Genomic DNA, 26041 nt, shown 5'->3' with positions numbered 1-26041 from the left:
CAATGCCCGTCACGCCCGATCCATCGGCGCCGCCCCTGTTGGGCGAACGCATCTTCGCGCTACCTGACGAAGCCGCCACCGAGGCCTTCGCTGCGGCGTTCGCACGCGTCATCGTCGAGCGCATGGCACATACCGACGCCGCACACGCGGGACTGCACGTGCAGCTCTCGGGCGACCTCGGCGCGGGCAAAACCACCTTCGTGCGCGCGTTGCTGCGCGCGCTGGGCCACACGGGACGCGTCAAAAGCCCTACCTACGCGCTGTGTGAACCATACAACATCGACACACCACAAGGCGTGTTGCCGGTCTATCATTTCGATCTGTACCGCTTTGCCGATCCGGCCGAATGGCACGACACGGGCTTTCGCGAGCATTTTGCGGGCGACGCCCTCTGCCTGGTCGAGTGGCCGGAAAAAGCCGAAGGGCTGCTGGGCACCCCCGATTTACGCCTTTGGCTGGAACCTGTCGGCGATAGCCGCCGTCTCACGACGAGTGCCTACACGCCGGCCGGTCTTGCTTGCCTGAACTCATGCTGATCAAACGCTTCGCCCGTACCGACGACGCCTCATCGCTCAATGCCGGCCGCCGCCGCGCCTTGCGCGCCGGCGCATCGACACTGATCCTCGCCCTCACGGGCCCGCGTCTCGCCTTTGCCAACGCCATCGTCGCAGTGCGTGTCTGGCCGGCCAGGGACTACACACGCGTTACGCTCGAGACCGACAACCCGGTCAAATTCCAGCAGCAACTGATGGAAAGTCCGAACCGCTTCGTCATCGATCTCGACGAAGTGGATCTGAATCCTGCGCTGCGCGATCTCGTTGCCAAGATCCAGCCGAACGATCCGCAGATCGCCCAGGTGCGCGTGGGGCAGTTCAAGCCCGGCGTCGTGCGCATGGTGTTCGACCTGAAGGCGGGCGTGAAGCCGCAGTCGTTCACGCTGCCGCCGGTCGCGGGCTACAAATACCGCACGGTCTTCGACCTGTACCCGGCCGTCGAGCCCGATCCGCTCATGGAGCTGCTCGCGCAAACGGCGAACAAGGCGCAGGCCCTGGCGCAGAACTCGCAACCGCCGCATACGTCGCAACCCTCGTCGGGCGCCGGCACACCGAGCACAGAGGAAAGCGAAGCGTTCTTCCAGCGCTATGCGCAACGCGAACCGGGACAGCGTCCGTCGCGACCGTCACCGGCCACGCCGTCCGCACCTGCAACACCTGATAAAACACCGCCGCTCGCCCAGCGCAAGGACGATGATGACGACACCTATGTGTCGCCCCCGCGCGGCCCGAAGACGGCGCGCCTGCTGACCATCGCGCTCGATCCCGGCCACGGCGGGGAAGATCCGGGGGCGATCGGTGGCGCCGGCACCTACGAGAAAGTCGTGGTGTTGCAGATTGCCAAGCGCCTGCGTCAGAAGATCGAAAACGAGCCGAACATGCGCGTGATGATGACGCGCGACGCCGACTTCTTCGTCCCGCTCGGGGTGCGCGTGCAGAAGGCGCGTCGCGTGGAAGCCGACCTGTTCATGTCGATCCACGCCGACGCCTTCACCTCGCCCTCGGCAAACGGCGCATCGGTCTTCGCATTGTCCGAACGCGGCGCCACGAGTGCGACGGCACGTCTGCTCGAAAAGACGCAGAACGCATCCGACCTGATCGGTGGCGTCAACATCAAGACCAACGACCGGACGGTCGCGCACGCGCTGCTCGACATGTCCACCACGGCGCAGATTCGCGACAGTAAGGTGTTCGGCTCCGCGCTCCTCGCGCAGATCGGCACGGTCGCACCGCGTCTGCATAGCCCGAACGTCGAGCAGGCCTCGTTCGCCGTACTCAAGGCGCCGGACATTCCGTCGGTGCTCGTCGAGACCGCCTTCATCAGCAACCCGAACGAAGAGCGCAATCTCATCGATCCCGCTTATCAGGACCGGCTGGCCGATGCGCTGCTCAAGGGTATCAAGGCCTACTTCGCCAAGAATCCGCCCATCGCGAAGAACCGCACGGCCTGATCGCGGCGTTCTCGCCGGGACCCATCGCCGTCACAAACGAAAAAACAAAAGCCACCAACGAAAAATGGCGCGCCCGATCCCGGACGCGCCATTTTTTCGTCGGCAGACGGGGCGGCACATGCCGCCACATCCCCTTGTTTCGTTACTTGCCCTGCTCTTGCGGCTCGCCACGACGACGACCGCGCGAGAAGAGCTTCCACAGCGCGCCGAGCGCGATGGGCACCACAGCGGCCGAGATCCCGACCAGCACGATGACGTTCAGGTACTGCTTCACCAGCGGCAGATTGCCGAACAGGTAGCCGCCGCCCACGAGCAGCACCACCCAGATCAGCGCGCCCAGCACGTTATAGAGCTGGAAGCGCGCCCACGGCATGGCGGACACCCCGGCCACGAACGGAGCGAACGTGCGCACGACCGGCACGAAACGCGCCATCACGATGGTCTTGCCGCCGTGGTGCTCGTAGAAGTCGTGCGTCTTGCGCAACGCGTCTCGATCGAGGAAGCGCCAGTTCTTCTCGTACACGCGCGGCCCGATCTGGGAGCCGATCCAGTAGTTCAGCGTGTTGCCCGTCACCGCCGCGATAAACAGAAGTACGCCCAGCAGCCACGGATCCATGGCGCCGGTGGCAGCGAATGCGCCGCCGATGAACAGCAGGGAATCGCCCGGAAGGAACGGGAACAACACCAGTCCTGTTTCGACGAATACGATCATGAACAGGAACAGATATACCCAGTTTCCATACTGATCGATAAACACCCCCAGATGTTTATCGATGTGGAGCACCATCTCCAGCAATTGCACCAAAGTATCCAAGTCGATTCCTCAAGATAAAGGACGCCGGCCCGTCCCTGCGGGCGCGCGACGAGTCGCATCATACCAGTGCGGCCGTCGTGCGTCGTTAAGTCTGCGTGACGGTAACACCCTGCGTCATGGCAGTTGCGGTGCATCCCAAATCGTCACGTTTTGCCGTTTCACCTTCAGGCACGCGCCGGTCGATGCGCTTCGCGCCCGCATTCGGCACTTTCACCGTTTTCGTCCCAATAAGATCTCATAACGGAATTAGTTGCCAATTAAAGGCGATTGCATCGAATTAAACGGGTATTGAACACCGAAACCGCGCTGAACCTATGTCTTTGAGGGCAACCTTTATAATGATTCCCATGTCCGCCACCCCGACCCCCGCTCCCGAAGCGCAAGACCCGGCCCTCATGTCCGGCGATGCGCCGTCCGACGCCGCCGAGCGCCGCCCCGGCCCAATGCCGGCGGGCCTCGCGCCCGCACGTGCCATTCGAGTCCTTCCCGATCAGTTGATCAGCCAGATCGCCGCCGGCGAGGTGGTCGAGCGTCCTGCCTCCGTGGTCAAGGAGTTGCTCGAAAACGCGCTCGACGCGGGCGCCCGGGCGCTCCAGATCAAGCTGGAGGAAGGCGGCGTGCGGCGCATTGCGATCACCGACGACGGGGGCGGCATGTCCGCCGACCAGCTGCCGCTGGCGCTCACCCGCCATGCCACGAGCAAGATCCGCACACTGGACGAGCTCGAATCGGTGCTGACGCTCGGTTTCCGGGGGGAAGCGCTGGCCTCCATCGCCTCGGTGGCCCAGCTCACGCTTTCGAGCCGCCAGATCGACGCGCCGCATGCCACCGCCATCGACGGCAATACCGGCGCCCTCACCCCGGCGGCCGGTCCGGTCGGCACGACGGTCGACGTGCGCGATCTGTACTTCAACACGCCCGCGCGCCGCAAATTCCTGAAGACCGAGCAGACCGAGTTCGGTCATTGCATGGACGTCATCCGTCGCAGCGCGCTCGCCCGCCCGGATGTCGGCTTCTCCATCCTGCACAACAACCGCGCGGTGGAGCACTGGAATGCCTCCGACGCCGCAACGCGGGTCTCGCGCGTGCTGGGCAACGACTTTGCCGACGCCCATCTGGCGCTCGACGAAGGCGCGGCCGAATTGCGCCTGTCGGGCTTCGTCGGCCTGCCGACGGCCAGTCGCGGCCGTGCCGACCAGCAATTCTTCTTCGTGAACGGCCGTTTCGTGCGCGACAAGTTGCTCACGCACGCCGTGCGCGCCGCCTATGAAGACGTGCTCCACGGCGACCGTTATCCGGCGTACGTGCTGTATTTCGAGCTGCCGCCGCAGTTGGTCGACGTGAACGTGCACCCGTCGAAGATCGAAGTCCGCTTCCGCGATGCCCGCAGCGTTCACCAGTTCGTGTTCCACGCCGTGCAGCGTGCCCTCGCACGTGCCGCAGGCAGCGGCGGTGCGACACACGCCGCTCATCTGACGGAAGGCGGCGGCCTCGCGGCCGGGCCGGGGGCTGCGGGTGGGGCGCTCGGCGGCCTGGGTGGCTTCGGTGGATCAGGCGGCGGGTTTTCCGGCGCACGCCCGTCCGGCGGCTTCGGCACCCCGGGCGGCAGTAGCTGGAACGCGCGTGCGCAGCAGGGCGCATTGCCCGTGGCACAGCCGCTGTCGGTCTACGACAACCTGTTCGGACGCACGGCGCCGCCAGCCGCGCGCCCCTACGGTCAGCCGGGCGTGACGGATGCGCCCTCGCCCGCCTATGGCAACACGGGCGCCGCACAGGACAGCGCGACGTTCGCCGGCGGCCTCGCCGAGGCCTTCGGGGCGAATGGGGTCGGTGGCGCCAGTGGCACCGACGCCATGCAGTTGGAACAACCGCTGGGCTTCGCTCTCGGCCAGTTGCACGGCATCTACATCCTCGCGCAAAACGCCTATGGCCTTGTGCTCGTCGACATGCACGCCGCACACGAACGCATTCTCTACGAGCGCTTCAAGCAGGCCCTCGTGGAGCGCAGCGTCCCCGTCCAGCCGTTGCTCATCCCAGTGACGTTCTTCGCCGATCCGGTGGAAATCGGCACGACGGAGGAACATCAGGAGACGCTCACGGCGCTCGGCTTCGATCTCGCCGCCATGTCTCCGACCACGCTCGCCGTGCGCGCCATTCCGGCGCTGCTCGACGGCGCCGACGCTCAGGCACTCGCCCGCGCCGTGCTCGCCGACCTGCGTCAGTACGGCGGCTCGCGCGTGCTCACCGAGCGTCAGCACGAGTTGCTCGGCACGCTCGCCTGCCATACGGCGGTGCGCGCGAACCGGCGTCTCACGCACGAAGAGATGAATGCGCTGCTGCGTCAGATGGAAGCGACGGAGCGTGCCGATCAGTGCAATCACGGACGTCCGACCTGGTACCAGCTCACGCTCGGCGACCTCGACAAATTGTTCATGCGCGGACGTTGAGCGGTTCATGAAGGCCAATTCCCCGATCGTCTGTCTGCTGGGCCCGACGGCTTCCGGCAAGACCGCCGCCGCCCTCGCGCTGGCGCAGGACACGCCCATCGAAATCATCAGCGTCGACTCCGCACTCGTCTATCGCGAGATGGATATCGGCACCGCGAAACCCAGCGCCGCCGAGCTGGCAGCCGTGCCGCATCATCTGATCGACATCATCGATCCGCGCGACGCCTACTCTGCCGCACAGTTTCGCGAAGACACGCTGCGGCTCGTCGACGACATCGCCGCACGCGGACGTCGCCCGTTGCTCGTCGGCGGCACGATGCTCTACTACAAGGCGCTCACGCAAGGCCTCTCGCCGCTGCCGTCGGCCGATGCCGAGGTGCGTGCCCGGCTCGACGAAGACGCCGCGCGCGACGGCTGGCCCGCGATGCATGCACGGCTGGCGAGTGTCGATCCGGTGACGGCCGCGCGCCTCGCACCGAACGATTCGCAGCGCATTCAACGTGCGCTGGAAATCTACGAATTGTCCGGCAAGCCGATGTCCCAATGGCTCGCCGAACAGGCCCAGACGCCACCGACGTCGTCACCGCACGCGTTCGTGCCCGTCGCCCTCGAACCGTCCGACCGTTCGGTGCTGCACGCACGCATTGCCGAGCGGTTTCGCCTGATGCTCGCCGCCGGTTTCATCGACGAAGTCGAGCGCCTGCGCGCACGCGGCGATCTCGATCCCGGCCTGCCGTCGATGCGCTGCGTGGGCTACCGTCAGGTGTGGGAATACCTCGACGGCGAAACCGACTACGACACGATGCGCGACAAAGGCGTCTTCGCCACGCGCCAGTTGTGCAAACGTCAACTCACCTGGTTGCGCTCCATGCCCGAGCGTCACATCGTCAACTGCACGGCCGCCGACGCGCCACAGCGCGCGCTCGCCACCGTCCGCGCACTCTGGCAAGACTGATCGTCGGCAAGGTCAACGGATGTCGCACGCTTCACCGCCCCGGCGGTGAAGCCTCCCGCCCCGCTCCTTCCCGCCTCCTTTCCCGCCTCTTTCCCGTTCCTTTCCCGCCTCTTTCCCGCCTCTTTCCCGTTCCTTTCCCGCCCGCCTCCGAGCGCCGCAACACGCCAGCCTCCATCATGGCTGCCCGGCCCGCCGCACGCGTCGAAACCTCATCGTCAGCCCGCGCCGATGCGCGTGCGCGCATCCGTTGAAACCCTGACAGCTTTCCGGTTTGCATGTCGATTTTGATATGCTAATTTGCATATCAACGTTTCGATCAATGCAAAATTGCATCGAATCCACGATACCGGGAAGGGTGCCGATGATGCAGACTTCGATGGAGCCGAGTGGGGTGGCGAGTGATGTGCCGAGGTTGCCGGCAGGCGGCCCCCGGCGCGTGCCGCTTGCGAAATGGGCGGTGCGTGCAGGCATCGCGCTGATCTACCTGTTCATGCTCAGCCCACTGATCTTCGTCGTCTGGTTGAGCTTCTTCAAAGACGCGATCATCACCTTCCCGCCGAGCGGCTACACGCTGTCCTGGTACGTCAACGCATGGCGCAATGCTGCGTTCGCCAACGGCTTCCTGCTCTCGCTGCAACTCGCCGCCTGCGCGGCCATCGGCGGCGTGATCCTCGGCGTTGCCGCGTCGCTCGCTCTCGCGCGCTACCGTTTCCCGGGACGCCGCACGCTCGGCAACGTATTGCTGCTGCCGCTCGTCGTGCCCGGCATCGTGGCGGGCATCGCCACCTATCTGTTCTATCTGCGCGCCGAGAACGCGCTCGACATGGACATCGTGGGTACGTTCGGCGGCCTCGTGATCGCACACATCTGCCTGACCATTCCCTGGACGATGCGGCTTGTCGGCGCCAGCCTCGCGCAGATCGACGGCACCATCGAAGAGGCCGCGCGCAACCTCGGCGCAGGGCCGTGGCGCACGCTGTGGCGCGTGACACTGCCGATGCTGCGCCCGGCCATCGTCGCGGCCGTGTTGTTCAGTTTCATCGTGTCGTTCGAGAACCTCGAACTCACCCTGCCGCTCGTGGGCCCGGGCAAGACGACGCTGCCCATCGCGATCATGCAGTACCTCGAATTCAATCTCGACCCGACGATTGCGGCGGTGTCCGCCGCGCAGATCGTGTTGCTCGGCATCGTCATGCTGATCACCGATCGCTTCGTCAAACTCAGCCAGGTGATCTGACATGGCCAACGTCTCGCTTCGCTCGCTGCGCAAGCAATACGGCAACGCCGCTGCCGTTGCGGACTTCTCGCTGGATATCGACGAAGGCGAACTCGTCGCGTTCCTCGGCCCCAGCGGCTGCGGCAAGACCACCACGTTGCGCATGGTCGCGGGCTTCGTCGAACCGACGGCCGGTGAGATCTGGATCGGCGGCAAGGAGGTCTCGCGCCTGCCGCCGCATCGTCGCAACACCGGCATGGTGTTCCAGCGTTACGCGCTGTTTCCGCACATGACCGTAGCGGAAAACGTCGCCTTCGGGCTGGAAATGCGACGCGTGTCCAGCGCCGATCGCGCCACGCGCATTCGTGAAGCACTCGACATGGTGCGACTCAGCACACTGGCCGATCGCTATCCGCGCCAGCTCTCCGGCGGTCAGCAGCAGCGCGTGGCCATCGCGCGCGCGCTCGCGATTCGTCCCGATGTGTTTCTGCTCGACGAACCGCTCTCCAATCTCGATGCGAAGCTGCGCACCGAAGTCCGCGAAGAAATCCGCGCGCTGCAAAGACGTCTGGGCCTCACAACGATCTTCGTCACGCACGATCAGGAAGAAGCGCTCGCGATTGCCGACCGTCTGGCCGTCATGCACGACGGCTGCGTGCAGCAGATCGGCACCGCCGACGCCCTCTACGAGCGCCCCGCCAATCCGTTCGTCGCCAACTTCCTCGGCAAGATGAATTTCCTCGCCGGGCAGATGCAGGACGGGCATTTCGTGACCGCGAAGGGAGAACGTCTGGCGCTGGCGGGCACCACGGCGGACGGTGCAAAGCCGACGTCGCTGGGCATCCGGCCCGAACGTCTGCGGCTCACCGATGCGCCTGCGCCCACGGACACCGCCCTGCCCGTCACCGTCGACCAGACGATCTATCTCGGCTCGACGCTGGAGCTTCGGCTCAAGAGCGCGCAAGGCGAAACGCTCGTCGCTCACGTACAGAACACCGCGCGCGACGACGCCCGACGCTACGCCCCCGGCAGCGCACTCAAGGCCTGCTTCGCGAGCAGCGACTGCCTGTTTTTCAATGCCTGACGTCGCCGGTACCGCATTCGCTGCACTCACGCTGAATTCACGCTTCAAACCCGCTGCACTCACGCTTCGACCCATGCCTTGGCCCCGACGGCCAACGTTTAGAAGGATGACGACATGACGCACGCCCTGAACCGCCGCACGTTCCTCAAGACCGCCTCCGGTCTGGTGATCGCCCCCACGCTCGGGCTGGACGCCCTCTCGGCCTACGCGGCCGACGCGTGTCCGAACGTGGTCGTCGGCACCTGGGGCGGCGACTATCTGAACCTGCTCGAACAGAACATCGGCAAGCCGATCATCGAAGCCGCCGGCGGCAAGGTCACGTACGACTCGGCCGATCAGGTCGGGCGCATGACCAAGCTGCGCGCGGAGAAGGCGTCGCGTCGCGGCTCGCTCGACGTCGCCTGTCTGGCCGACCTCGACATGTACGACATCAACCGCTCGGGCATTCTGGAGACAGTCGACGCCAAGCTCGTGCCGAATCTGGCGAACACGCTCGAAGCCCTGCGCCGCCCGTACTCGATCCCGCACATCTTCAGCGCGATGGTGATCGTCTACAACCCGGAGAAGCTCGGCACGAAGCCCGACTCGTTCACGGCAGCGCTCGATCCGAAGCTCAAGGGCAAAGTCGGCTTCTCCGACATCCTCTACAACTTCAACGTGGTGAGCAGCTCGCTCGCGGCAGGTCACAAAGACGGCGACATGGCCGGCGGCGTGCAGTTCCTGCGCGAGTTGCGCAAGACGCAGCAGCCCAAGGTCTATCCGTCGAACGAAGCCGTGGCATCGGCGCTCAAGAGCGGTGACATCTGGTTCACGTGCATGTGGAAAGCGCGTGCACTGCAATGGAAGAAGGCGGGCGTGCCCATCGATTACGTGGTGCCGAAGGAAGGCGCGGTGCCGGTGACGTTCGAGGCCGCCGTACCGAAGAACTCCCAGTCCAAACCGTGCGGTTTCAACTATCTGAACGCCATGCTCGATCCGCGCGCGCAGATCGGTTTCGCGGAGACGATGGGTTACGCCCCGACGGTAAAGAATGCGAATCTGCCCCCGGCGCTGGCGCAGACGGTGGGCTTCACGAACGCCGAACTCGACCGCATGGTCAAGCTCGATTACGCACGCTTCACCGCCGACAAGCCCGCGTTGCTCGACTTCTGGAACAAGGAATTCAAGGTGGGGCTGTGAGCGTTGCCGACACCCCATCGTCACCGGAACCCGCGATGACTTCGCGTCTTAACGAAGCCGCCTCCGCCGATAGGGCCGACACCGCGCGTGCACGGCGCGCCCTCCGGGGCGCGTTCACCGGCGGGTCGCTTGCCGCGCCCGCCACGCTCGTCGTGCTGCTGGTGATCGTGTTGCCGGGATTGCAACTGGTGCGCTACAGCTTCAACCGGTTCGATCCCGTCGACATGATGCAGGCCGCGCTCACCGGCGCGAACTACGTCAAGTTCTTCACCGACCCGTACTACCTGTCGGTGCTGTGGACGACGATCAAGATCGCCTCGCTGTGCACCGGGCTCGCGCTCGTATTCGGCTTTCCGGTGGCGTACGTGCTCGCGCGTACGCAGAGCCGCTTCAAGAGTCTGCTCGTCATGCTGCTGGTTTTCCCGCTGCTCGTGGGCAACGTGGTGCGGGCGGCGGGCTGGATGGTGATGCTCGGCAACGCGGGCTTCGTCAATTCGCTGCTCGTGTCGCTGGGCGTCGTGTCGCAGCCGGTGCGTCTGCTGTACACGCCGTTCGCGGTCGTCATCGGCACCACGGCCGTGGTGTTGCCGTACATGATCCTCACGTTGCAAAGCGTGCTCGAAGGCATGGACTTCTCGGTCGAGGAAGCCGCGCGCAATCTCGGGGCGACCTTCCGCCAGACGCTCACCCGCGTGATCCTGCCGATGGCCGCGCCGGGCATCGCGGCGGGCACCATGCTCGTGTTCATTCTGTGCATGAACGCCTATGCCACGCCCGTGCTGCTCGGCGGTACCGGCATCACGATGATGACGCCCTCGATCTACGACCAGATCGCCAAAGCCAACAACTGGCCGTTCGGCGCGGTGCTCTCCATCGTGTCGATGGTCGTGACGTTCGCCCTGGCCATCGCCTCGCACTGGGTCATCCAACGCCGTTATGCGAAGACGATGATGACCTGACACCACGCACACTGCCCCGTTTGTCCCCATTCGACATCAAGGAATCAAGGACTTCGCCATGCCGACTCTCTCCGATGCCACACGTCAGTATCGTCGCGCGCTGATGAATGATCTGATGGACCGCACGCGCGTCGATGCGCTCGTGTTCACCGCTGCCGACTTCTTTCAATGGGCCACCAACTTTCACGTCGACGTGCAGACGTGGGAGCGCCCCATCGCGGTTTGCGTGCCGCGTAACGGCGAGCCGTTCGCCGTGATGAACGAACTCTCCACGCATCACCTGATGATGGCGCGCGAGCGTCACCACCTGTGGCTCGATCTGGATCGCGTCACGCTGTACGCCGAGCATCCGCGCGTGACGCAACGTCAACCGCTGCTGGCCGAGGTCCCTGCACTCATTGCCGACACGTTGCGTGCGGCGGGTCTCGGCGGATCGCGCATCGGTGTCGACGCCGCCGGCGGCCCACTGGCCCGCGCAGGCGCGATGCTGCCGGACGCGAAGCTCGTGCCGATGCTCGCCGACATGCGCGGCCTGCGCTGGGTCAAGCACGCGGAGGAGATCGCCATCATGCGCGCTGCCGCCGAGCTGGCCGACTGGGTGCAGGACCGGTATCGCGAGAACATCCGCCCCGGGCGTCTCGTGCAGGAACTCGATTACTCGATGGCCGCGCTGATGGTCACCGAAGGGGCGAAGCGCTTTCCCGGCGAGAACCTCGAAGTCATGCGTTGCTGGACGCTCTCCGGCCCAGCATCCGCATCGCCCCATGGCGACGGCGCATCGTGCGGCGCGCAAATCAGCGAGGGCGACGGCATGGTCAACATCGTGATCCCGCGCCTGAATGGCCTCGTCATCGAGAACGAGCGCACGTGGTTCTGCGGCAAACCGTCGAGCGATCAGGCGCGCTTCTTCGAAGTGGCGCGGGCCGCCAACGACGCTGCGGTGAACGCCGCCGTGACCGGCAAACCGGTGTCGGGCATCGACGCCGCCGCACAGGCCGTCATCGAGAAGGCGGGATGCGGCGAGTACATCCGCCATCGCACGGGCCACGGCATGGGCATCATCGGTCACGAGTATCCCGACGACATGGCGTTCAACCATCGTCCGCTGCTGGCGAACGAAGTCTATTCGGCGGAGCCGGGCATCTACGTGTACGGCCTGGGTGGCTTCCGTCTCGACGATTCGGTCGTTACGGGCGATACGCCGGTGATGCTCACGAACACGCCGCGCACGCTCGCGCACGCCACCATCGCTTAAGTCGTACTGCCCCGTACCCACAAGAACGAGCGAGACCCTACGGTCCCGGAGGAGAGGTCATGGAGTCGATTCTGCTGTCGAACTGTGCGTTGCTGGACCCGGTCAAGGGCGAGCTTCGCGAAGACCATGCGGTGCTGATCGAAGACGGCCGCATCAAGGAAGTGTCCGACAAACCGATCCGGGCGACGTCTGCCCGCGAGATCGATGCCCGCGGGCGTACCGTCATGCCGGGTCTCATCGATCTGCACGTGCATGTGCATGCCACACAACTGAATCTGTCGGCACAGGCGCATCTGCCGAACGTGCTCGTCACGCTCAAGTCCGTGCCGATTCTGCAAGGCATGCTGCGGCGCGGCTTCACCACCGTGCGAGATGCCGGCGGCGCCGGGCACGCCATCAAGCACGCGGTGGAGAGCGGTCTGGCGGAGGGGCCGCGACTGTTCGTGTCGGGGCGCGCCATCAGCCAGACCGGCGGGCACGGCGACGGACGCCCGCGCACCGACTACATCGGCACCGATGGACCGTGCCCGTGCTGCGTGCGTGTCGGCGCGTTGTCGCGCGTAGCAGACGGCGTGGACGAAGTGCGCCGCGCCGTGCGCGAAGAGCTGCAAATGGGCGCGGACCAGATCAAGATCATGGCGTCAGGCGGTGTGGCGTCGCCCACCGATCCCGTAGGCGCCTGGGGCTACTCCGAGGACGAGATTCGCGCCATCGTCGCCGAGGCGCGTGCACGCGGCACCTACGTACTCGCCCATGCCTACACGGCGCAGGCCATCGAGCGCGCGGTACGGTGCGGCGTTCGCACCATCGAACACGGCAATCTCGTCGATGCCCCCACGGCGCGTTACATGGCCGAACAAGGCGCTTATGTGGTGCCGACACTCGTGACCTACGACGCGCTCGCGAACGAAGGCAAGTCGCTCGGTCTGCCGGACGACAGCGTCGCGAAGATCGCCGACGTGCACGCCGCCGGCCTGCGCTCGCTGGAGATTTTCCGTGAGGCGGGTGTGAAGATGGGCTACGGCTCGGACCTGCTCGGCGAGTCGCAGCGTCTGCAAAGCGACGAATTCCGTCTGCGCGCCGAGGTGCTCTCGCCGGCGGAGATTCTGCGCAGTGCGACGGTGGTCGGCGCCGAGGTGCTCGGCCAGTCGGGACAATTGGGCGAGATCGTGCCCGGCGCGCACGCCGATGTGCTGATCGTCGACGGCAATCCCCTCGCCTCGCTCGACTGCTTGCTCGGACAAGGCGAGCGGATTCCGATGGTGATGAAGGGCGGTAAAATCCACGCTTTCGCGCTGTAAGGCGCGTGCCGCAACGGCGTCCGGACACACTGGACACACTGGACACCCGGACGTCAGGACGACGGGCAAGACGATGCACAGGCCACGGCGCGCAGCAGTTGGGCGCGCCGGTGCGACGGCACCGGTACGCCCTTCCCGGCACGCACTCTCACGCCAACCCTTCCGTGGAGAATCGATGGATTTCCGGCACATCGACGCCTTTCGTGCGCTGATGCTCACGCGCACGACCACCAAAGCGGCACAGGTGCTCGGCACGTCGCAGTCTGCGGTGAGCCGTCTCGTCGCCGATCTCGAACGCTCGACGCGCCTCACGCTGTTCGACCGCGCCCGTGGCCGCCTCGAACCCACGGTGGAGGCGCTTGCGTTGTTCGAGGAAGTCGAGCGGCGCTACGCCGGGCTGGAGAACATCCGCGAATTTGCGCTGAATCTGCGCAATCCCGACAAGGCGCTCATTCGCGTGGGTTCGGTGGTGTCGTTCGGGCTGGGGTATTTCGCGCGCGTCATGGCCGGTTATCGTGCGGTGCATCCGAGCGTGCAACTCGCGCTCATTACCGGTGCCTCGGATCTGATTCGCGATCAGGTCGTCACGCGTCAGCTCGCACTCGGCCTGCTGACCGATACGCGCGACGTGGCTGCCACCGATGCCGTGTCGTTCGCGAAACTCGATGCGATCTGCGCGTTGCCCGCCGGGCATGCGCTCGCGCGCAAGAAGGTCGTGCGTCTGGCCGATCTGAAGGGGCAACCGATTCTCTCGTACGAGCCCACGGATATGGTGCGCTGGGGCATGGATCAGTTGTTCATCGACGGACAACTGCATGAGCAGGTCGTCGCCACCGCGCGCTATTCGGTGAACATCGCGACGATGGTCAAGGAGAACGTCGGCATCGGTCTGCTGCACCCCGTTGCCGCTTACGACTTCCTCGACTCCGATCTCGTGCTGCGCCGCTTCGAGCCGTCAATGCCGTTTCACACCCTTCGCATCACCCCGCGCGGCGCGGCGCCCACTGCACAGATCGATGACCTCGTGCGCGTGATGGAAACCACGCTCGACGACGTGATGCACGCCGTGGAAGCCCGCATGAAGCGCTGATGCATGGATATGCGAACGTGCGCCAAGGCACGACACGGCACGACGCTTACAGCATGCGGTTGCACATGAAGTCCACGAACACCCGAAGTTTCGGCGACAGATGACGGCTCGACGGCCAGAGCATCCAGAACTGACCGGGATTCACGAGATAGTCGCCGAGGAACGTTTGCAGGTGTCCGTCGGCCAGCGCATCGCGCGCGAGGAAGTCCGGCATGTAGGCAATGCCCAGGCCGTGCGTGGTCGCACTCAGTAGCGCTTCCATGTTGTTGCAGGTCAGGCTCGTGGACAGCTTCGGCTCGTGAGCGACATCGGCCACGAACGCCCACGGCTGCAACTTGCCCGACGTCGGAAAGCGAAAGCGGATGCACCGATGCGCTTCGAGGGCTTGCGGCGTCTGCGGCGTGCCGTGCGTTGCGAGATAGCCCGGCGACGCGCACAACACGAAGCGAAACGGCCCCGCGCGCCGTGACATGAGCGTGGAGTCGGGCAGATCGCCGCTGCGAATGACCACGTCCAGCCCATTGTCGATGAGATCGACGATGCGGTCGTCGAAGTCCAGATCGAGTTCGATGTCCGGATATTGCTGCGCAAAGGCCGGCAGCAGCGGCATCAGGAACCGATAGGCGGTCACCGGTAATCCGACGCGCAGCTTGCCGCGTGGCGTTTGCGACACCTGCGAGAGCATCGCGCGGGCATCCGCGAGTTCGTCGAGCACGCGCCGGCAACGCTCGTAGTACATCTGACCGGCTTCGGTGAGATTGACGCGTCGTGTGCTGCGCTGAAAGAGGCGCACGCCGAGTGTCGTCTCGAGCCGGGCGATCTGCTTGCCGACGGCCGATGCCGACACGCCCGTCGCCCGCCCCGCCGCCACGAAACTCAACGTTTCCGCCGCCCTTACGAAGGCCGTGATTTCCGCCAGATTGTCCATCGTCATCAAATCCTGAAGTGCGGCCGATGTGCTTTCGCTCACGCTGTGTGTGGACGTGCCCACCGGCCACCTGCGCCCCGTTCGCCCATCGACCTGTTCGCTTGCCCGCTCCCAGTCATCGAAAGTGGCGGCTCGATCATCCGTTGGCAGATTACGGAATTTTTCTCCTCAATCTGCGAACTCTACGCCTGTTTATCGTCGATTGACGATTTTTTAGCATGTATGACGTGACGTCGACCGACGTTCCGCTCGTCGTTTCCAGCGCGCCCTGCGCGCGCCTTCCCTCAGGAATTTCTCCATGTCGATCATGACTTCCCGGCCCGCACCGCGAGCGCACGCGTCGTTGCGCCGCCGGTTGCTGGGCTTGTTCTCCGTGTGCATCGCGGCGTTGCTGCTGCCGATGAGCTTCTCCGGCGGCGCGGTCGCCACGCCCGCCATCGGTGCGGCGCTGCACGGCACGGCGCTCGAAATGCGCTGGATCACGAGCGCGTTCATGCTCGCGTTCGGCGGCTGTCTGATGGCGGCAGGCGCTTGTGCCGACGCCTTCGGGCGCAAGCGCGTTTTTCTACTCGGCGTGGGGGCCTTGTTGCTGACGTCGCTGGCGCTAGCGCTGTCACGTTCAACACTGGTCGTCGATGGGTTGCGCGCACTGCAAGGCGTCGCCGCTGCCGCAACGCTCGCGGGGGGCGGCGCGTCGCTTGCGCAGGACTTCGACGGCCACGCGCGCGCCCGGGCGTACGGCCTGCTCGGCACGACGTTCGGCGTCGGGCTCGCGTTCGGTCCGTTGCTCGCCGGCGTGCTGATCGCCCGCTTCGGGTGGCAAGGCGTGTTCGGCGCAACGGCCGTCGTCGCCGCGCTGGCGCTGATCGTCGGCGCGCGCTGCATGCGCGAGTCACGTGATCCTGCGGCGACAGGCCTCGACTGGCCCGGCACGCTCACGTTCACGGGCGCGCTGTCGTGCTTCACCTACGGCGTGATTCAGGCCCCGGCGCTCGGTACGCGGGCACCGGAAGTCGTCGGCGCACTCGCGCTTGCGCTAGTGCTGGCAGTCGCGTTCGTCATCGTCGAGCGACGTGTGGCACATCCGATGCTGGACCTGACGCTGTTTCGCTACGTGCGCTTTATCGGCGTGCAGATGCTGCCGATCGCCACGTGCCTTTGCTACATCGTGCTGCTCGTGTTGCTGCCGCTGCGTTTCATCGGCGTGCACGGCGACAGCGAAGTCGTTGCGGGCCTCAAGATGATGGCCTTGTCGCTGCCGATGCTCGTGGTGCCGTTCGTCGCCACGCAACTGGCGCGACGCATTGCCGCCGGGGTGTTATGCAGCGCAGGGCTGGTGATCGCGGCGGCCGGGCTGGTGTGGCTCGCCCGCACGTTGAACGCCCCGGACACCGGCATGCTGGGGGCGTCGCTCTGGCCGATGCTCGTGATCGGCACAGGGAGTGCGATGCCCTGGGGCCTGATGGATGGCCTGTCGGTGAGCGTGGTGCCCACGGAGCGTGCAGGCATGGCGATGGGCATTTTCAACACGACACGCGTGGCGAGTGAAGGGCTGGCGCTCGCGCTCGTGGGTGGCGTGCTGATTTCGCTGATCGGCACGCATCTGCCGGAGGTTCACGGGGCGGTGCCCGACGACGTCGCACGCGACGCCGTGAACCGGCTGGTGGCGGGCGACCTGCATGGCGCGGTGGCGAGTGTGCCGGCATGGGGCGAAGCGGCGCTGCGAGCGGCTTACGAACAGGCGTTCGCCACGTTGCTCGACCGCCTCGCCGGGGTAACGCTGCTGTGCGCCGCCGTCGTGCTCTTCTGCCTCGGAAAGCCGCCCCGTACGTCGCATGTCGCCCCGGATGAACCGTGCGTCGCGATCTGACGTCTTTCGCTTTCTGCCGTGCTGTCGTCAAATGCCCGCTGCGGCAACCTTGCCGCAGTGGCCGCAACGTTCAACGAGCGTTACTGGAAGGTGCCGACGGTGCGGACGGTGCGAACCCGTGACGTCGCGCGGCGCTCACCACGACGAGCGTCGCAACGAGCAGCATGGTGAGCGCGGGGAAGAACACCGCAACGCCGAGGCGATCGAGCAGCACGCCGCCAATGATGCCGCCGCCCGCAATGGCCACGTTCCACGCGGTGACGAGCATCGACTGCGCGACATCGGCGGCTTCGCCTGCGGTCTTCGCGATGGCGGTCTGGAACAGCGTTCCCGCGCCGCCGTACGCGAAACCCCAGACGCTCATCGCGCCATACACGACCGCCGGCTGATCGCTCGCCGCGCCCAGCGCAAGCGCCGACAGTCCGAACATCGTCACACTCGCGATCGTCAGCCAGCGCAAGTGACGGTCGATCAGCACGCCGACCACCCAGATACCGGCGATGGAGGAAAGACCGAACACCAGCAGCACGCGGTCGGTCTGCGCCGAAAGCCCCGCTCTCGCGAGAAACGGCGCGATGTACGTGTAGAGAATGTTGTGCGCCAGTACGTACGCGAGCACCACGAACAACACCGGCCTCACGCCTGCATGCGCAAGCACGCTGGCAAGCGAACGGCGTTTTCCCGACGTCTGCCCCGCGAAGTCAGGCACCTGAATGCGCACCCAGACCATGAGCGCGAGCGCCAGCAGACTCATGATGCCGAAGCAGATGCGCCAGTCGAGCCAGTGACCGAGGAACGTGCCCGCCGGGACGCCCAGCGACAGCGCGAGCGGCGCACCGACCATGGCGATGGCAATCGCGCGTCCCTTCTGATGGTCCGGCACCATGCGCGCGGCGTAACCCGCGAGCAGCGCCCACAGCAAACCGGCGGAGATGCCCGCCAGCAAACGCGCCACCATCGTCAACACATAACTGCCGGAGATCGTGGTCACCGTGTTGGCGACGACGAAGCCGCCAATGGCCGCCAGCAGCAACGCACGGCGACGCACCCCCTGCGTGGCGGCGGTGAGTGGAATCGCCGCGACCAGCGAGCCGATGGCGTAGAGCGTCACCAGTTGCCCCGCCAGCGACTCCGACACCCCGAGACCCGCGCTGATCTGCGGCAGTAGCCCGGCGGGCAAGGCCTCGGTGAGGATCGTCACGAAACCTGCCAGCGCGAGTGCCAGCAAGGCGGCGATGGGAAAGCGACCAGTGTCTACAGTCTTCGCCGTCTCCGGCGGCGTCACGGCGCGGGGCGATGGCGATGGCGATGGCGATGGCGATGGCGATGGTGCAATCGTAGGTGGCGTTTGCGTTGCCGGTATCGCGTGACTCGCACGAGGGGTGGACGTGCTGGATGCCTCGGCGGTGGCATGGCATGTCGGTGTGGTTGTCGAGGAGGTCGTCATGAAAATTTGCCTGAAGAAAACAGTGGCCCCATCGTGCGACGGATTGCCTATACAGGACAATCAGGCTAATGTTCGCGACATATCGGACAAATATTCTCAAATAGGGACGACATGGACTCGCTGAGCGGCATCGCCTTCTTCGTACAGGCCGCCGAGACACGCAGCTTTTCCGAGGCGGGACGTGTGCTCGGTGTGTCGTCGTCGGCCGTGGGCAAGAGCGTGGCGCGGCTGGAGGCGCGCCTGGGCGTGCGGCTGCTCCACCGCAGCACACGCAGCATCACGCTGACGGCGGAAGGCGCGCAGTTTCTGGAACGCTGCCGACGCATTCTCTGCGAAGCCGAGGCGGCGGAACTGGAGCTGTCGGAGACACGTCGCGCCCCGCAAGGGCGCCTGCGCGTGAGCCTGCCCGTGGCGGGCATGCTGGTCACACCGGCGCTGGCGGCCTTCATGCGCAAGTATCCGGACATCGAGCTCGAAGTCGATTTCACCGATCGGCTGGTGGACGTCATCGACGAAGGTTTCGACGTGGTGATCCGGGCGGGCGAACTGGCCGATTCGCGCCTCATGTCGCGCCCGATAGGCACCTTCCGGCTGCAACTGGTCGCGTCCCCCGGCTATCTCGCGGCGCGCGGCACGCCCGCCAAGCCTGCCGACCTCGCGCATCACGCCTGCCTGCAACATCGCTTTCCGACCAACGGGAAATTCGAGCCGTGGCCGCTGCGACGCAGAGAAGGTGAGCCGGAGGCGGTGCTCTCGACGCGTATGGTATGCAGCACCTCAGCCGCGCTGCTGGATGTGGCGCTGGAAGGACTCGGCATTGCGTGCCTGCCGGACTTCATGGTGCGAGAGGCCATCGCGCGCGGTGATCTCGCCCCGGTTCTCGATGCCGACATCGAGCATCAGGGCACGTTTCGGCTACTCTGGCCGTCGAGCAAACATCTCGCGCCGAAGCTGCGGGTGTTCATCGACTTCATGGCGGAAACGCTGTTCAAACGTTAGACGTCATGGGTTGGACGCCATGGGTGAGGCGCCATCGGCAGCCATGAAAAAAGCCCGCCGGCCATGCCGAACGGGCTTTCTTTTCGCTTGCGTTGAAGCGAGGGTCTGACGTCAGCGTCTTACGAAACGATCGTCTGTGCTTCGCCTTCCTTGCGCTCGCGGATCGTGCCCAGACGGTAGACCGTCTCGCCCGACGCTTCGAGGTGCTTCACGGCGGCGTCGGCGTCCGCTGCCGACACGATCACGGCCATGCCGATACCGCAGTTGAAGACGCGGTGCATTTCAGCGTCGGCCACCTTGCCGTGTTCCTGCAACCACTGGAACAGCGGGGGCAGCGTCCAGGCGTCCTGCTTGATGTCGGCCGTCAGATGGTCTTGCAGCACGCGCGGAATGTTTTCCACGATGCCGCCGCCGGTGATGTGGGCCATGCCCTTGACGGTCAGCGTCTGCATCAGCGCGAGCAGCGGCTTGACGTAGATGCGCGTGGGCGCCATCAGCACGTCGCGCAGCGGCTTGCCGTGGAAGTCGGCATCCAGATCCGGCTTCGCGACTTCGATGATCTTGCGCACCAGCGAGTAGCCGTTCGAATGCGCACCCGACGAGGCCAGACCCAGCACCACGTCGCCCGGCACGATCGACTTGCCGTCGATGATCTTGCTCTTTTCGACGGCACCGACTGCGAAACCCGCCAGATCGTACTCGCCGTCCGGGTACATGCTCGGCATTTCAGCCGTCTCACCGCCGATCAGCGCGCAACCGGACAGCTCGCAACCTTCGGCAATCCCCTTGACGACGGTCGCCGCCGTGGCCACGTCCAGCTTGCCGCAAGCAAAGTAGTCGAGGAAGAACAGCGGCTCGGCGCCCTGCACCAGAATGTCGTTCACGCTCATGGCGACCAGATCCTGGCCCACCGTGTCGTGCTTGTTCAGCGTGAAGGCCAGCTTGAGCTTGGTGCCCACGCCGTCGGTCCCCGAAACGAGCACCGGCTCCTTGTAGCGCTTGGGCACTTCGAACAGCGCGCCGAAGCCGCCGATGCCGCCCAGCACGCCGTCGCGCAGGGTTTTCTTGGCAAACGGCTTGATCGCTTCGACCAGTGCGTCGCCCGCTTCGATGTCGACGCCAGCGTCGCGATAGGAAAGGCCGGAAGTTTCGTTAGGGTGTGACATGACGGGAATGCATCAAGGTTCGGTAAAATGCGATTTTACCCGATGCGCGTGTCCTTTCGGAACGCAATCCGGATATCGGACGCCGACAATGGTCGGCGTGCCCTGTAAACCGTACTCCGCCGGCCTTCCGCCGGCTTTCTTCGTTCGTGATTCAGCAACTGTATCTCGACCTCGGCACGCCGCCGCCCGCCACGTTCGACAATTTCATTGTCGGGCCCAATCGCGAGGCGGCGCAGACGCTTGCCGACCTGCCAGCCGAACTCTCAGCGGGCACGGCGCGCGATCGCGGCATCTACCTCTGGGGAGCTGCCGGGTCCGGCCGTACCCATTTGATGGAGGCGCTGTGCCACGCCACCGGGCCGAGCGCCCGGTATTTGCGCCCGAACAGCCCGCTGGCCGCCTTCACGTTCGACGACGCAAGCACCGTCTATTGCGTGGACGACTGCGACAATCTTTCGCCCACCCAGCAAATCGCCGCCTTCAATCTGTTCAACGAAACCCGCGCCCGTCCGCACTGCGCCTTCGTGGCCGCCGGCTCGCAGCCGCCGGTGGACATGCCGCTGCGCGAAGACCTGCGCACCCGCCTCGGCTGGGGTCTCGTATTTCACATCGTGGGATTGGACGACGACGGCAAGAAACAGGCGCTGCAAAGTGCGGCGCGTGAGCGCGGCCTGCAACTGGCGGCGGACGTGCCCGCCTATCTGCTCACCCATTTCGAGCGCGACATGTCGAGTCTGATGGCGTTGCTCGACCGGCTGGACCGGTTCTCGATGGAACAGAAACGCGCGGTGACGCTGCCGTTGCTGCGCCAGATGCTCATTCATGCCGATCTGGCCGACCCGGCCGCGCCGGACGGGAAACCATGACCGGAGACCGATCGGCCCGCGCTACGCGAGTCGACCCGCGCCTCCGATGCCCCTAAATTACCGAACCCCATAAGACGGCCCCTCGCTTCAGGTAAAATTCGCGCAATGACCAATTTAGCTCTCTTCGATCTCGACCACACCCTGCTGCCGACCGACAGCGACAAAGAGTGGGGCCGTTTCCTCGTGCGCCAGGGCGCGGTCGAGCGTGACTCGTACGCGCAGGCCAACGAGGCCTTCTATCAGGACTACCGTGCAGGCCGGCTCGACATGCCGGCCTATCTGCGTTTCTGCCTCGCGCCGCTCGCCCGCTATCCGCGCGATCAGCTCGACGCCTGGCACGCGCAGTACATGCAGGAGTCGATCCTGCCGCACGTGCGTCCCGAAGCGCTGGAACTGCTCGACATGCACCGCAAGGCCGGTGACCTGTGCGCCATCGTGACGGCGACCAACACGTTCGTCACGCGCCCGATCGCCCGCGCGTTCGGCATCGATCACCTGATCGGCACCGAACCGGCCACGGCGGGAGATGACCCGAACGCACGATTCACCGGCGAATACGTCGGCACGCCGAGCTTCCGCGAAGGCAAGATCACCCGCACCGAAGCGTGGCTCGCCAGCCTGGGCAAGACCTGGGGCGACTTCAACCACGCTTTCTTCTATAGCGATTCCGCCAACGACGTCCCCCTGATGGAGAAGGTGAACCATCCGGTGGCAACGAACCCCGATGAGGCGCTGCGCGAAATCGCACTCGCGCGTCGCTGGCCCATTCTCGAGTTGTTCCAGTGATCCGCAAACTCATCAAGAAGCTGCTCGGCAAAGATGCCCAGTCCGAAGGCGGCGCCAACAGTCCGCCGCCCGGCACGCCGGTCGTCATTCCGGTATCCGTTCACGGCATCGATCCGAGCCTGCTCTCGAAGAACGCCGTACGCGTAACCGATACGTTGCAGCAAGCCGGCTTCAAGGCGTTCATCGTCGGCGGCGCCGTGCGCGACCTGCTGCTCGGCATCGCCCCCAAGGACTTCGACGTCGCGACCAGCGCCACGCCCGAACAGGTCCAGCGCCTGTTCCGCCGCGCGCGCATCATCGGTCGCCGCTTCCAGATCGTTCACGTGCAGTTCGGCCAGGAGATCATCGAGACCTCTACGTTCCGCGCGTTGGTCGATGCCGTCGATAGCGAGCAGATCGGCGCGCGCCGTCCGAAAAAGGGCGAACTCGACCGCAAGACGCACGTGACCGACGAATCGGGCCGCGTGTTGCGCGACAACGTCTGGGGCGAGCAGGACGAAGACGCCGCGCGACGCGACTTCACCGTCAACGCGATGTATTACGACCCGGCCTCGCAGACGGTGCACGACTACCATCGCGGCTGGGAAGATATCCAGAAGCGCGTGCTGCGCATGATCGGCGACCCGGCGACGCGTTATCGCGAAGACCCGGTGCGCATGCTTCGCGTGGTGCGATTCGCTGCGAAGCTCGGTTTCAAGATCGACGAAGCGACCGCCGCGCCGATTCCGCAACTCGCGCCGCTCATCGACAACGTGCCTGCCGCACGCCTGTTCGACGAGATGCTCAAGCTGCTGCTCTCCGGTCATGCCTGGGCGTGCGTGCAGCAACTGCGCTCGCAGGGTCTGCATCACGGATTGCTGCCGTTGCTCGACGTCGTGCTGGAGCAACCGCTGGGCGAGAAATTCGTCACGCTCGCACTCGCCAACACCGACGCGCGCATTCGCGCAGGCAAGCCGGTATCGCCGGGCTTCCTGTTCGCGGCGCTGCTCTGGCATCTCGTACTGGAAAAGTGGCAGGCCTATCAGAGCGCCGGCGAGTATCCGATTCCGGCACTGCATCTGGCCATGGACGACGTGCTCGACGCCCAGACCGGCAAGCTGGCGATCCAGCGTCGCTTTGTCGCCGACATGAAGGAAATCTGGGGCTTGCAGGTGCGCCTGGACAAGCGCGTCGGCCGCACGCCGCTGCGTTTGCTGGAGCATCCGCGTCTGCGCGCCGGTTACGACTTCCTGCTGTTGCGTTGCGAGTCGGGCGAAGTGCCGGCCGACGTGGGGCAATGGTGGACGGACTTCCTCGAAGGCGACTCGGTCAGACGTGATGAATTGCTCTCGCAAGGCAGCGGTTCGTCGGGTTCGACGCCCGCCGCGAAGCGCCGCCGTCGCCGTCGCAAACCGTCCGGCGGACGAGGCGGTGAGGGTGGTGAAGGCGGTGGTGGCAGCGGCGAAAGCACCGGTGGCGAGGGTGGTGGCGGACGTGAGAACGCTACCAGCGAGAATCATGGCAAGCGGGTATCATCGCGACAGCATGGTTCCGAAGGTGCTTAATGACTGTTGCCTATATCGGGCTCGGCGCGAATCTCGGCGACGCCCGCCAAGCGATTAAGGACGCCATCGTCTGTCTGGCGCAGCAAATCGGCGTCACCATCACGGCCAAGTCCGATCTGTATCGCACCGCTCCCATCGAGTCGAGCGGTGACGACTATCTCAACTGCGCAGTGGCCGTCGAGACGAGCCTGACTGCCCGCCAGTTACTCACGCTGTGCCTGAAGATCGAGCTGCATTTCGGACGTGAGCGGCCGTACAAGAACGCGCCGCGCACGCTCGATCTCGACCTCCTGCTGTACGGCGACGAGCGCATTGCCGAACCCGATCTGATCGTGCCGCATCCGCGTATGGCGTTGCGCGCGTTCGTGCTGCACCCGCTCGCAGACATTGCCCCCGAACTCGACATTCCCGGCGTGGGACGCGTGAGCGCCCTGCTGCCCGGCGTTGCCGATCAGCGCATCGAGCGCCTCGCGCACGGCTGCTGCATGACGAAGCGGGTCTGCACATCATGAGATCGTCCGTGCTCGGGCGATTCCGTTATGTCGCCGTCGAAGGCCCCATCGGGGTCGGCAAGACCACCCTCACGCAGCGGCTGGCTGACGCCGCCGGCGCCGACGTGATGCTGGAGCAGCCCGCACTCAATCCCTTTCTCGAACGTTTCTATCGCGACAGCGCGCGTTACGCGTTGCCCGCGCAGTTGTCGTTCTGTCTGCAACGGGTGGATGAGGCGACGGAAATCGCGCGGCGTGAAATCGACGGCAAGCCGATCTTTACCGACTTCCTGCCAGAAAAAGACGGCCTGTTCGCGCGCCTGACGCTGTCTGCCGACGAATTGACGCTATACCGTCGGCTCGTCGCGCACATCGAGCGGGCGCATCGCGCGCCGGACCTCGTGATTCATCTGCAAGCGAGTCCCGAGACGCTGTTCTCACGCATCCAGAAACGCGCCATTCCGATGGAACAGCAGATTCCCGACACCTATCTGCGCGCGCTGTGCGACATCTATGGCGAATTCTTCTATCATTACGCGGCTGCGCCGGTGTTGACAGTCGACACAGAACAATTCGATCCGGCGCACAACGACAGCGACTTCGCCCTGCTGGTCGAACGCATCGACCAGATGCGCGGGCGCAAGGAAGTCTTCGTCAAGGGCGCTCGCCTCTGACCGCCGACACGCTTCTGCCCGCCTGCACCGACATCGATGTGCCGATTTGTCGAGTGATCCATGCGAGGCAATGCGCGGCGTGAGTGCCCTGCCGGCAACCCCTCCTGAACCGAGGCTGACATGAGTTATCTGCAAGAATCCAACCGCAAGGCCGTGACCGTTCCCGGTCTTGCCCAGATGCGCGAGCGCGGCGAGAAGATCGCCATGCTCACCGCTTACGACGCGAGTTTCGCTGCACTGCTCGATCGTGTGGGCGTCGACGCCATTCTGATCGGCGACTCGCTAGGCAACGTGATTCAAGGCCAGCGCACGACGTTGCCCGTCACGCTGCGCGACATCTGCTATCACACGGAATGTGTGGCACGCAGCGTGGAGAAGGCGCTGGTGCTGGCCGATCTGCCGTTTGGCACCTATGGCACGAAGGAGCAGGCGTATCAAAGCGCCGTTGCCGTCATGCAGGCCGGCGCACAGATGGTGAAGATCGAAGGTGGCGCATGGCTGGCGGAAACGGTGCGTTTCCTCGTCGAGCGCAGCATTCCGGTGTGCTCGCACGTAGGCCTCACGCCGCAGTCCGTGCATGCCTTCGGCGGCTTCAAGGTGCAGGCGCGTGAAGATGCCGCACAGGCGCAGTTGCTCGACGACTGCCGTGCGCTGCAAGCGGCCGGTGCGCAACTGGTCGTGCTCGAAGCGATTCCGGCAGCCCTCGCCGCGCGCGTGACGCCGGAAGTCCCGACGATGCCGACCATCGGCATTGGCGCCGGTGTCGATTGCGACGGTCAGGTGCTCGTGCTGCAAGACATGCTCGGCGTGTTCCCCGGCAAGTCGCCGAAGTTCTCGAAGAACTTCATGGACGGCCAGCCCAGCATCGCTGCGGCCATCGAAGCCTATGTGCAGGCCGTGAAGCACGGCACGTTCCCGACGCTGGAGCATAGCTTCTGAGGCAGCGGGATACGTCGCACGCAGCG

23 protein-coding genes are annotated in these 26041 nt (G+C 65.3%); 19 read left to right on the top strand and 4 right to left on the bottom strand.

The window, feature by feature from the left end; all coding sequences use genetic code 11:
* Positions 1–2 precede the first annotated feature (2 nt).
* The gene (tsaE, locus tag C5N93_RS08785) at positions 3–536 is read left to right on the top strand and encodes a tRNA (adenosine(37)-N6)-threonylcarbamoyltransferase complex ATPase subunit type 1 TsaE (RefSeq protein WP_069341980.1); all 534 of its coding nucleotides are present in this window, start codon (positions 3–5) and stop codon (positions 534–536) included.
* The gene (locus C5N93_RS08780; RefSeq protein ID WP_242558968.1) at positions 530–2005 is read left to right on the top strand and encodes an N-acetylmuramoyl-L-alanine amidase; all 1476 of its coding nucleotides are present in this window, start codon (positions 530–532) and stop codon (positions 2003–2005) included. The genes tsaE and C5N93_RS08780 overlap by 7 nt, the downstream gene beginning before the upstream one ends.
* Before the next feature lie 142 nt (positions 2006–2147).
* Here the strand turns inward: C5N93_RS08780 and C5N93_RS08775 are convergent, their stop codons facing one another.
* The gene (locus tag C5N93_RS08775) at positions 2148–2819 is read right to left on the bottom strand and encodes a VTT domain-containing protein (RefSeq protein WP_242558967.1); all 672 of its coding nucleotides are present in this window, start codon (positions 2817–2819) and stop codon (positions 2148–2150) included.
* A 443-nt stretch (positions 2820–3262) separates the two neighbouring features.
* Here C5N93_RS08775 and mutL point away from each other — a divergent pair, with 443 nt between their 5' ends.
* The 9 genes from mutL to C5N93_RS08730 all read left to right on the top strand — a co-directional run bounded on the left by mutL (position 3263) and on the right by C5N93_RS08730 (position 14305).
* Positions 3263–5266: a DNA mismatch repair endonuclease MutL gene (gene mutL, locus C5N93_RS08770; RefSeq protein WP_242559058.1), complete on the top strand. Its 2004-nt coding sequence runs from the start codon at positions 3263–3265 to the stop codon at positions 5264–5266.
* Positions 5267–5273: 7 nt separating this feature from the next.
* The gene (miaA, locus tag C5N93_RS08765) at positions 5274–6221 is read left to right on the top strand and encodes a tRNA (adenosine(37)-N6)-dimethylallyltransferase MiaA (RefSeq protein ID WP_242558966.1); all 948 of its coding nucleotides are present in this window, start codon (positions 5274–5276) and stop codon (positions 6219–6221) included.
* 361 nt (positions 6222–6582) lie between these two features.
* The gene (locus C5N93_RS08760; protein WP_242558965.1) at positions 6583–7458 is read left to right on the top strand and encodes an ABC transporter permease; all 876 of its coding nucleotides are present in this window, start codon (positions 6583–6585) and stop codon (positions 7456–7458) included.
* A gap of 1 nt (position 7459) precedes the next feature.
* The gene (locus C5N93_RS08755; RefSeq protein WP_150719646.1) at positions 7460–8521 is read left to right on the top strand and encodes an ABC transporter ATP-binding protein; all 1062 of its coding nucleotides are present in this window, start codon (positions 7460–7462) and stop codon (positions 8519–8521) included.
* A 114-nt stretch (positions 8522–8635) separates the two neighbouring features.
* Positions 8636–9700 (top strand): extracellular solute-binding protein, encoded by a 1065-nt coding sequence (locus C5N93_RS08750; RefSeq protein ID WP_069341986.1) that lies wholly within the window; start codon positions 8636–8638, stop codon positions 9698–9700.
* A 35-nt stretch (positions 9701–9735) separates the two neighbouring features.
* On the top strand, positions 9736–10659 hold the full coding sequence (locus tag C5N93_RS08745; RefSeq protein ID WP_242558964.1) for an ABC transporter permease: 924 nt from the start codon (positions 9736–9738) through the stop codon (positions 10657–10659).
* 58 nt (positions 10660–10717) lie between these two features.
* Complete coding sequence (locus C5N93_RS08740) at positions 10718–11914, top strand: Xaa-Pro peptidase family protein (protein ID WP_242558963.1); 1197 nt, start codon at positions 10718–10720, stop codon at positions 11912–11914.
* A gap of 59 nt (positions 11915–11973) precedes the next feature.
* Positions 11974–13215, top strand: a complete 1242-nt coding sequence (locus C5N93_RS08735) for an amidohydrolase family protein (RefSeq protein WP_242558962.1) — start codon at positions 11974–11976, stop codon at positions 13213–13215.
* A 175-nt stretch (positions 13216–13390) separates the two neighbouring features.
* Positions 13391–14305 carry a LysR substrate-binding domain-containing protein gene (locus tag C5N93_RS08730; RefSeq protein WP_242558961.1) on the top strand — a complete coding sequence of 305 codons (915 nt, stop codon included), beginning with the start codon at positions 13391–13393 and terminating at the stop codon, positions 14303–14305.
* Between the two features lie 46 nt (positions 14306–14351).
* On the opposite strand, the gene C5N93_RS08725 is transcribed toward C5N93_RS08730, so the two are convergent.
* On the bottom strand, positions 14352–15233 hold the full coding sequence (locus C5N93_RS08725; RefSeq protein ID WP_150719989.1) for a LysR family transcriptional regulator: 882 nt from the start codon (positions 15231–15233) through the stop codon (positions 14352–14354).
* 307 nt (positions 15234–15540) lie between these two features.
* Between C5N93_RS08725 and C5N93_RS08720 the strand changes: the two genes are divergently transcribed.
* A complete protein-coding gene (locus tag C5N93_RS08720; protein WP_242559057.1) occupies positions 15541–17103 on the top strand; it encodes an MFS transporter in 1563 nt (520 codons plus the stop codon).
* A 70-nt stretch (positions 17104–17173) separates the two neighbouring features.
* Here the strand turns inward: C5N93_RS08720 and C5N93_RS08715 are convergent, their stop codons facing one another.
* Complete coding sequence (locus tag C5N93_RS08715) at positions 17174–18550, bottom strand: MFS transporter (RefSeq protein ID WP_242558960.1); 1377 nt, start codon at positions 18548–18550, stop codon at positions 17174–17176.
* A 111-nt stretch (positions 18551–18661) separates the two neighbouring features.
* Here C5N93_RS08715 and C5N93_RS08710 point away from each other — a divergent pair, with 111 nt between their 5' ends.
* Positions 18662–19549: a LysR family transcriptional regulator gene (locus tag C5N93_RS08710; protein ID WP_242558959.1), complete on the top strand. Its 888-nt coding sequence runs from the start codon at positions 18662–18664 to the stop codon at positions 19547–19549.
* A gap of 119 nt (positions 19550–19668) precedes the next feature.
* Here C5N93_RS08710 and purM read toward each other — a convergent pair whose 3' ends face one another.
* Positions 19669–20715 (bottom strand): phosphoribosylformylglycinamidine cyclo-ligase, encoded by a 1047-nt coding sequence (purM, locus tag C5N93_RS08705; RefSeq protein ID WP_069341993.1) that lies wholly within the window; start codon positions 20713–20715, stop codon positions 19669–19671.
* A gap of 146 nt (positions 20716–20861) precedes the next feature.
* Between purM and hda the strand changes: the two genes are divergently transcribed.
* The 6 genes from hda (at position 20862) to panB (ending at position 26015) form a co-directional block, all read left to right on the top strand.
* Complete coding sequence (hda, locus tag C5N93_RS08700; RefSeq protein ID WP_069341994.1) at positions 20862–21581, top strand: DnaA regulatory inactivator Hda; 720 nt, start codon at positions 20862–20864, stop codon at positions 21579–21581.
* 105 nt (positions 21582–21686) lie between these two features.
* Entirely contained in the window at positions 21687–22367 is a 681-nt protein-coding gene (locus C5N93_RS08695) for an HAD family hydrolase (protein ID WP_150719653.1), read from the top strand.
* Complete coding sequence (gene pcnB / locus C5N93_RS08690) at positions 22364–23911, top strand: polynucleotide adenylyltransferase PcnB (RefSeq protein WP_150719654.1); 1548 nt, start codon at positions 22364–22366, stop codon at positions 23909–23911. The genes C5N93_RS08695 and pcnB overlap by 4 nt, the downstream gene beginning before the upstream one ends.
* Positions 23911–24423, top strand: a complete 513-nt coding sequence (gene folK, locus C5N93_RS08685; protein ID WP_150719655.1) for a 2-amino-4-hydroxy-6-hydroxymethyldihydropteridine diphosphokinase — start codon at positions 23911–23913, stop codon at positions 24421–24423. Before pcnB ends, folK begins: the two co-directional genes overlap by 1 nt.
* 8 nt (positions 24424–24431) lie before the next feature.
* Positions 24432–25076 carry a deoxynucleoside kinase gene (locus C5N93_RS08680; protein WP_139133166.1) on the top strand — a complete coding sequence of 215 codons (645 nt, stop codon included), beginning with the start codon at positions 24432–24434 and terminating at the stop codon, positions 25074–25076.
* A 120-nt stretch (positions 25077–25196) separates the two neighbouring features.
* Positions 25197–26015 (top strand): 3-methyl-2-oxobutanoate hydroxymethyltransferase, encoded by an 819-nt coding sequence (panB, locus tag C5N93_RS08675; RefSeq protein ID WP_069341999.1) that lies wholly within the window; start codon positions 25197–25199, stop codon positions 26013–26015.
* Positions 26016–26041: the final 26 nt, after the last annotated feature.

It is taken from the genome of Pandoraea sp. LA3, assembly GCF_022696215.1.
Classification (GTDB): Bacteria; Pseudomonadota; Gammaproteobacteria; order Burkholderiales; family Burkholderiaceae; genus Pandoraea; species Pandoraea capi.
Note: the sequence above shows the minus strand (reverse complement) of the source record. Positions and strands in the feature narration are given on the sequence as shown.